Origin of the sequence: Mycolicibacterium xanthum (assembly GCF_019710635.1) — a bacterium.
Taxonomy (GTDB): Bacteria; Actinomycetota; Actinomycetes; order Mycobacteriales; family Mycobacteriaceae; genus Mycobacterium; species Mycobacterium xanthum.
The window spans coordinates 1-583 of sequence record NZ_JAIFZS010000150.1 but is presented as its reverse complement, the minus strand read 5'-3'; the positions used below and the strand labels follow the sequence as shown (position 1 = coordinate 583).

General features: G+C 66.9%; 1 protein-coding gene. It reads right to left on the bottom strand.

The window, feature by feature from the left end:
- Positions 1 to 583: AMP-binding protein (locus tag JDV09_RS26475; protein WP_221372097.1), on the bottom strand; the 583-nt coding region annotated here is incomplete at both ends.

Below are 583 nucleotides of genomic sequence, written 5' to 3'. Positions count from 1 at the left end.
AGGTGGTGGTCGAGGACGAACAGGGCGGCTCCGGGTACCGGTGTGCCGATGGGTACCGGGGTGGTTGCCGGTGTCAGGGGCCCGGTCATGGTGGTGTAGATGGTGGTTTCGGTGGGGCCGTAGGCGTTGATCATCACCCGGCCCGGTGCCCATCGATCGACCACCGCCACCGAACACGCCTCACCCCCCATCACGAGGGCCACCGACTCCAGCCCATCCGGCGGTAAAGCCTTTATCGCCGAGGGTGTTTGAGTGAGCACGTTGACGCCGCCGGCGACGAGCGCGTCGTGGAAGTCGCTCGGTGACTCCGAGATCGGTTCGGGCACCACGACCAGCCGTCCCCCGCGTAGCAGGGCGGCCCAGATCTCCCACACCGAAAAGTCGAACGCGTACGAATGCCAATGCGACCAGACCTGTTTCGGCGCCTCCGGTAGCCCGCCGTCCAGCGACATCATCAGTTGGGTGAGGTTGTGGTGGGTGATGGCGACGCCTTTGGGGGTGCCGGTGGTTCCTGAGGTGTAGATGAGGTAGGCGGTGTCGTCGGGGGTGGGTCCCGGGCCCGGTGGTGGGGTGTGGGGTGCGG